The organism is Streptacidiphilus carbonis, assembly GCF_000787775.1.
Taxonomy (GTDB): Bacteria; Actinomycetota; Actinomycetes; order Streptomycetales; family Streptomycetaceae; genus Streptacidiphilus; species Streptacidiphilus carbonis.
Map to the genome: position 1 here is coordinate 78,519 of NZ_BBPM01000033.1, position 7,090 is coordinate 85,608.

5 protein-coding genes are annotated in these 7,090 nt (G+C 70.2%); 2 read left to right on the plus strand and 3 right to left on the minus strand.

The genetic code is table 11. The features are described 5' to 3' along the window. Positions 1-213 precede the first annotated feature (213 nt). On the minus strand, positions 214-1,212 hold the full coding sequence (locus TR46_RS45100; RefSeq protein WP_269084271.1) for a response regulator: 999 nt from the start codon (positions 1,210-1,212) through the stop codon (positions 214-216). A gap of 39 nt (positions 1,213-1,251) precedes the next feature. Here TR46_RS45100 and TR46_RS44505 point away from each other — a divergent pair, with 39 nt between their 5' ends. After that, positions 1,252-1,419, plus strand: a complete 168-nt coding sequence (locus TR46_RS44505; RefSeq protein WP_236655470.1) for a hypothetical protein — start codon at positions 1,252-1,254, stop codon at positions 1,417-1,419. A gap of 255 nt (positions 1,420-1,674) precedes the next feature. Here TR46_RS44505 and TR46_RS24170 read toward each other — a convergent pair whose 3' ends face one another. Beyond that, the gene (locus TR46_RS24170) at positions 1,675-1,944 is read right to left on the minus strand and encodes a hypothetical protein (RefSeq protein ID WP_042404783.1); all 270 of its coding nucleotides are present in this window, start codon (positions 1,942-1,944) and stop codon (positions 1,675-1,677) included. Positions 1,945-2,541: 597 nt separating this feature from the next. Between TR46_RS24170 and TR46_RS24175 the strand changes: the two genes are divergently transcribed. Next, on the plus strand, positions 2,542-4,284 hold the full coding sequence (locus TR46_RS24175) for a replication-relaxation family protein (protein ID WP_042404785.1): 1,743 nt from the start codon (positions 2,542-2,544) through the stop codon (positions 4,282-4,284). Between the two features lie 142 nt (positions 4,285-4,426). Here TR46_RS24175 and TR46_RS24180 read toward each other — a convergent pair whose 3' ends face one another. Beyond that, positions 4,427-6,832 (minus strand): DEAD/DEAH box helicase, encoded by a 2,406-nt coding sequence (locus TR46_RS24180; protein ID WP_042404787.1) that lies wholly within the window; start codon positions 6,830-6,832, stop codon positions 4,427-4,429. Positions 6,833-7,090 lie beyond the last annotated feature (258 nt).

Below are 7,090 nucleotides of genomic sequence, written 5' to 3' on the forward strand. Positions count from 1 at the left end.
GTTCCAGGACTCGGCTACGAGCGCTTAGAAGCCCGTAGGGGGCGCTTGCCCACGGCGCGGGAGGGGACCAAGCCCACCAGGGTCTCGGCTACGAGCGCTTGGACGCAGTAGACCGGGTGGGCAAGGGGTCGCGCTGATCGGGCAAGAGGGTCTGGGACTGGGCAAGGGTTGTGCAGTGACGGACTGTTCGAGTATTGGCACCGTCTGCGGCGTCTACCCGGATGTCCTGCCGAGGTGGATCTGGACGAACACTTCGACCTTCGCGCGGATGATCCAGGGGTCGAAGGGTTTGACGATGTAGTCGACTGCGCCGACGGTGTAGCCGCGCAGTTCCAGGGTCGGGTCCATGTCCATGGCGGTCAGGAAGATGATGGGGATGTTGCGGTTGCGGTCGCGGCGCTTGATGTGGGTGGCGGTCTCGTAGCCGTCCATCTCGGGCATCTGGACGTCCAGCAGGATGACGGCGAAGCTGTCGCTGTCCAGGAGGGCTTTCAGCGCCTCTTCTCCGGACGATGCGCAGACGACCTCGTGCCCTAACTTGACCAGGACGGCTTCCAGGGCCAGCAGGTTGGCGTGCTGGTCGTCGACGATGAGCACACGGGCACGGCTGCCGGCAAGGACCAAGTCTGTCGAGGCCGGGCCCCGGCCGGCTGGCAGAGCCCGTTCGATGACTGCGAGCTGCCGTTCAAGCAGGTCACAGCGCGATTCGGCGGCCAGCGCCTTCAGCCGGGCCTCCTCCAGCTCACGCTCCAGCGAACTGACCTGACGGGCCAGGCTCCGCCGTTCCTCCTCCAGACCCCGCGCAGCCTCCGCTTCCTCCCGCAGCTGGTCGGCCTGGTTGCGTTCGGCATTCCACTCGACCTCCAAGAGGTTCAGCCGTACTTCCAGGTCGGCGATGCGGTGCTGACGGTCCAGCAACGCTTCGCCAAGGACGTTCTCCGCTGCTCCGGCCTGGCGTGCCTGCCGGTCGGCCTCAGCCAGCTGCTGCTGGAGTACGTCCACGCCATGAGCGACCGGACTGGTCACCTGCCCGGCGCCGTGGTGCAACGCCTTGATGTGCTCCAGGGCCAGCGGGGTCGGCGCCCCGTTCTGCTCCGCGGCGACCTCTTTGAAGAGGTCCACCACCCAGTTCCACGGCGGCACGCGGGTGCCGTTGAGGTATCGGGAGACCGTGCCCGCGTCGATGTAGCGCCGGGCCGCATACCTGCGCACGGACCCCCCGTGTACAAGCCGTATCGGACCCCGGTAATCATGGACCGGCAGACAGACAACACCCCTGCGCCCACCCCCGCGAGCAGCGCCAGGGTGAAGACCACGGCGGACCTCAGCGACAAGAGCGATCCACGCAACGAATTCAGCCTCTCGAAGAACGGCAGCAATATGCCAGAACGACGGGGCCGGACGACCCCGCATACCTAGGTTCGTGCCCTGCAACACCCGCAACTCCGTTGCACCGCGGAGGCGGCAACGCCTGGCAACACCACGAATGCTTCTGGGCTGGCCGATTGGAAGTCACCGAAACAGTCACCAGCAGATCGGGGCGGTAGTGACTGAGCCCCACCCCCAGCCGGGGCGCGTACGGCGCGGTCCCGCGCCCCGCACCGCTCCCACGAGCCCTTCCCCAGCACCCCCGCCACACCCCACGCTGAAAGCGTGGGGCAGCCCACCGGGCGGTCAGGGCAGGGTGGGTTCGGTGTCGCCCTGGTCCAGGACGTCGTGGCCGGCCTGGGTGAGGGCGGCGGTCCACTGGCGGCCGCGGCGGTCCGGCTCCCCGGTCTCCTCCAGGTCGACCAGGCCCACGGCGGCCAGGGGCTTGAGCGTGGCCAGGTGCAGCCCGGGAGTTCCGCGACCGGCGGGCAGCCCCTGCTCCTGTAGGCGGCGGAGCTCACCGAGGGCGTCCCACTGGCGCTCGGTCAGCGGCGGCTGGGCGGGGTCGTCGGGCACCGGCCGATCCTACGGCCGACCCGTGACGGCGGCCCGGGTGCGTCGTTGGTCCGGGGGACCATCCCCGTGGTCGACCCGCCGGGGCGGCGCGCCGTGTCATGACCGCGCGCCGCCCCAGCCCCGCAGCGAAGCCACCAGCGCGTCACCAGTCCTTCCGTCGCGCCCGTCAGGCCGGACGCGGGCCCTTCCGTTCTCCCTTCCGATCCGGCTTCCGGCCCCCCTTCCGTGCCCTTCGGTCGAATCGGACGTATCCGGGCAGCTCAGGGCCACTTTTCCAAGATCAAAAACGAGCTGACAACCCCTTCTGCACCCCCACGACCATGGATGTTGTGGTCTGCGGTGTGCAGGCGTGGTTCGCTCCCCGGCCGCGAGCCGCTGTTCTTTATTTTTTGCGCCCGCGCGGCCCGGCGGCCCGCGCGGGCGGCTGCGCCCGGCCAGGTGGCCGGCCGAAGAGGAGGCGCAGAGGAGGAGCTGCGGGCCGTCGCGGGGGCAACCCGCAGAAGCAACCGCAGACGCAAGCAGCTGCGTGACGGATGTCGGTGGCGTGGGAGAAGATCGCCGGATCGAGACGTCGCCGGCCGGGACAGGGGAGTAGCAGTGGCAGACCAGGGCGAGCCCGAGGCCACCGCGCCGGTGTCGGCCAGGCCGTCGGCGAAGCGGCCCCGCGCGAACACGGCCGGTTCGACGGCAAAGGTCCGCGCCGAGGTGCTGACTGCGCTCGGGGTGCTGAAGGTGGTCACCGCCGACCAGCTGTGGCGGCTGCTGCGGCCTGAGGCGAAGGAGAACAAGTTCGCCCGCGCGGCCCTGAACGACCTGCAGAGCGCGAAGCTGGTGCACTCCGAGGGCCGCACCAGCACCGGGCACAAGACCTGGGGCCTGACCACCGCCGGGCGGGATGCCGCTCAGCAGGTGATGCCCGCCGGTCGGGAGGTGGGCAACATCGCCCGCGGCGCCGGCCGCTCCGGGGCCCCGCACGCGATGGCGGTCAACGAGACGATCCTGGCCTTCCTCACCGGCGGCACCGGCGAGGGAGCCGGGCCGGGTATGGGCACGATCCTGTCCTGGACCACCGAGGTCGTCCACGAGGCCCCGAACAAGCGCCGCGCCCAGGCCGACGCCGTCCTGCGCGCCCCCGAGCACCAGCTGCCCGTGCTCCTGGTCGAAGTCGACCGCGCCACCGAGGCCCCGCACATCCTCGCGAGGAAGTTCGAGCGCTACGCCGCCTACTTCGCCCACCAGGTCAAGGTCGCCGACCCGGACGCCTACACCAAGGCCACCAAGATGGTCCCGGCCTGGCAGCTGGCTTACGGCGACCCGATCCGGTCCGGCTACCCGCCGATCGCGGTGGTGTTCACCGGCGCCAGCGACACCGTGCTGCGCAACCGCATGAAGGCGATGCGCGACCTTTCCCACCCGTACTGGGAGGGCCGGGACGTCTACGCGAGCTACACCGACTACCAGAGCGCCATCCCGATCGTGGTCACCACCTTGGGCCGGCTCCAGCAGCACGGCCCGCTCGGACAGGTGTGGTGGCGGCTGGGGCACTCCGGCCTGGAGACCCTGGGGCAGGCCCTGGCTAACCCGGACGGCCGCGCGGCCTACCGGGCCCGGCAGGAAGCCGAGGCCGAAGCCGAGCGCCTGGCCGCCGAAGCCGAAGAACGCGAGCGCGAGCACCAGGAGCGCGAGGCCTCACGCTGCCCGGTGTGCCACCGCGCCGCAGACGAGTACGAGGACTGGGACGACGCGGCCCACGGCGGCAACCCCTGCCAGCCCTGCGTCCGCGCCCAGCAGGAAGCCGAAGAACACGCCGCCCGGCAGCAGCTGGACCAGGCCATCGCCCAGAACACCGGCTTCCTCCAGGAGTGGACCGAGAACACCACTCCGCGCCGCGTCCTGGCTCGCCAAGCCCTGGACTGGGGCAAGGAGCTGCTGGCTGCCTGGAACGACCGGCACAGCGCCGCACAGCGCCCCGCGCCGCTGGCGCCGACACCCAGGCCGGCGCCCCGGGGCGGTACCCGCAGCCCGGCCGCCCGCACCGCCCTCCAGCAGCTGCTCGCCGAACTCGAAGCCGAACCCACCGGACAGCCGACGCCCGGCACCGAGGCAGAGGCACCGCCCCAGGCGCAGCCGCCCGCGCCGCGCCGCGCAGTGATCCAGCGCCCATCCCGGCCCGCGGCTGCTCCGTCTCCGGACGGCAGGCCCGCGTACACCCGAGCGCAGCTCCAGGCCCGCTACGCCGGGCTGCCCGAACCGCTGCGCAGCAGGATGATCGCCCTGATCGAGGAACGGCAACGCCAGCAGCGCGACCAGGACCAACCACCCCCGCAGGACTCCATATGACGTAACGTCAGACCTGCGGAACAACCCGATCAGGGAGTGGCACCCACGTCCGGGGCCGGAAGCGCCGAAGGGCGCGCACCCTTCGGCACGCGCCCTTCGCTGCTGCCCAGCAGAGCCCGGTCTCACCCGCGACCGGCCGCCGTCACCACTGCAACCCCAGCTCCGCCAGCGCTGCCAGTTGCTCCGCGGTCAGCTTGTCCCTGCGGCTCTTCGTGTTGGAGATCCATACCCCCAGCCGCACGGGAGCGCCCCCCTCCAGCTCCTCCGTGTGGGCCCTGGGCACCACCACCGAGCCCGTCCGCTCCTGGTACTGCCGCAGGGCCGCCAGCCCCCGCGTGAAGGCCGTAGAACGGCCCCCAGAGCCCTTCCCGGGCACCGGCTGCTCCGGTGCGGCGGGCGCGGCCTCGGGCACGACTCCCAGGGCCTCCAGGCGCTCGCGCTGCCCGTCGGCCAGGCCGTGCCACACCACCGCCTGGCGCTGCCGCTCCAGCCACCGGCCGACGTCATGGCCATGGATGGTCACGCCCGGCTCCAGGTCCACCAGCTCCGCCCCCAGTTCGGTGACGCACTCGCGCACCCCGGCGTAGTGCCGCTGCCACTCCAGCGGCCAGGCCGGGTTCCAGTCCGGGTCGATCTCCACCAGCGCGGCCTCCCGCTCCGGCAAGCCGGCCAACGCGCCGGGCCGCCGCTGGTTCGAGAGCCATTGCCCCACCGGCCGGTCCAGCGCCGTGGCGGAACGCGGCGCGGCCAGGGTCTGGTGGTCCGCGAAGTAGGCACGGGCCGCTGCCAGGTTCTCCGCCCAGGCGTACTCCCCGGCGTCCCAGATCATCCCGAGCCCGTCCAACTGCTTCACGCGCTTGCCGGTCATCTGCCCGGCCGCGTACGCCTTCCGCTGCTCACTGATCCAGTGCCCCAAGGGGTAGTTGCCCTCCTTGTGGTCGAACACCACCCGCATGTGCCCCTCGCGCTTCTCGAACTGCTGCGCCGCGCTGAACCCCCGAGCCCAGTCCAGCCGCTCCGTGTCGATCACGTTGAAGGAAACCCAGTCCGCGACCAACTTCGGGTCACGAGTGGTGGAAAAACGCAGCAGCAAACGGTTCTCCGGCTGCCCCGGCTCAGGCGCGGCACCGATATCCATGGACGGGTTCACATCCCGCTGCTGGTCGGCCTGCGGGATCGCCAGCATTTCCACAGCCTCTTCGTCATGGCTGCGCAGGGCGCGCAATACCGCTACCAACGGCTTGTAGCTCCCGGAGGTGAACATATCCTCGGGCTGCTCACCGGGACCAAGGAATACCGGCACAATCAGCGACGCCAATTTGCCCTCTCCGGGGGCCTGACGAAGCGCGCGGCCGATGGCCTGGACGATGTCGTGCGGCGCCCCCTTGGGGTCCAGCAGGGCCACCGAGTCCACGGCCCGGATGTCCACGCCTTCGCCCAGAACCCGGCAGTTCGAGAGCACCGCTCGCCGCGCGGAGCGCCCGAACTCGCCCAGCACCTTCCGCCGACGCTCCGCGCTGTGCTCGCCCTGGAGCCAGTCCGCCCAGACCTTCGACGGGTACCGCTCCGGGTCCGTGGCGTACAGGTGCGCCGCGACGGCGGGCAGGCCCTCCGCGAACGCCTGCGCCTCGATCGTCCGGTGATGGAACGTGATCATCGTCTGCAGGCCGTGCTTGGCAGCGGTGTGGAGCATGGACGCCTGGAGCGCGCCCAGGCGCTCCCCGCGCAGTTTCTCCTCCGTGCGCTCGGTGCTCATCAGCCGTTCGGGCGTGACCATCGGGTCGGCCAGCTCAACCACGATGATCTGATACCGCGCCAAAAGACCCCGCTGGACTGCCTGTGCGAGCGTCATTTTGTACACGACAGGGCCGAAGATCGACTCATCCGTCATGCTCGCGGCCATCTCCTCCTTCAGCCGCTCATGCCGGTAGCCCTCGCGCAGCTCCCAGGCCGGCACCGGCCGCTCCTGCCAGATTCTGGGCGTGGCCGTCAGATACAAACGCCTGGTCGACGGGATGACGCTCTGGTCGTGGATCTCCGCCCACGCCTTACCCAAACTGCCGGACGTCCTGTGCGCCTCGTCAATGATCGTTAGGTCCATCGGGGCCAGCTTCTGGCCGTAGACGCCCTCGAACGCCTCCGCCAGCACGCCCAGGCTGGAGTAGGTGGCGAAGATGATGACCGGCCCGCTGCCGTGCCACAGCGCCAGCTGCGGCGGGCTGGTGGTGCACCGCACGTCCAGGTCGAACAGCTCCACATCGTCCTGGAGCCCGCACACCGCCACGGCCGGCCCCGTGTGCCCTACCTCCCGGTAGGCCCGCGCCGTCTGGGTCAGCAGGTCCAGGGTCGGCACCACGACCAGGTTCCGCCCACGCGGGGACAGCCGCAGCATCGAAGCCGCAGCCGTGATGGTCTTGCCCGAACCGCATGGGGAATGCACCTGCGCCCGCAGGCCATTCGGCGGTACCTTTTTCCCGGGCGGGATATCCAGGCCCCGGACAATGGCGTCCACGGCTTCGATCTGATGGTCACGGAGTTTCACGGACATTCGCCGTCTCCCTTTCTCGGATACGCGAGAGGATTTCCACGGAGTGACCAGGGCCGCTCATCCGGTCCGGTCCAGGAGGGGGTGCTGTGCAATCCTGACTCTACACAGTGCATCATCATGATGCATCCCACTTGACCGAAGTTCCCACAGCCGAGCGAAGGTTGTCCAGTACCCCCCACGGAAACGGCCGGATCGTGTATGCTGGTGGGATGTTGAAGCCGCAGTTCGCACCGTTCTTGACGGACGGTCACCGGGTGG

Bases quoted from the DNA above. Each gene is read 5' to 3' on its own strand.
- TR46_RS44505 (WP_236655470.1), top strand. From the start codon at position 1,252: ATGGACCGGCAGACAGACAACACCCCTGCGCCCACCCCCGCGAGCAGC.
- TR46_RS24180 (WP_042404787.1), bottom strand. From the start codon at position 6,832: ATGTCCGTGAAACTCCGTGACCATCAGATCGAAGCCGTGGACGCCATT.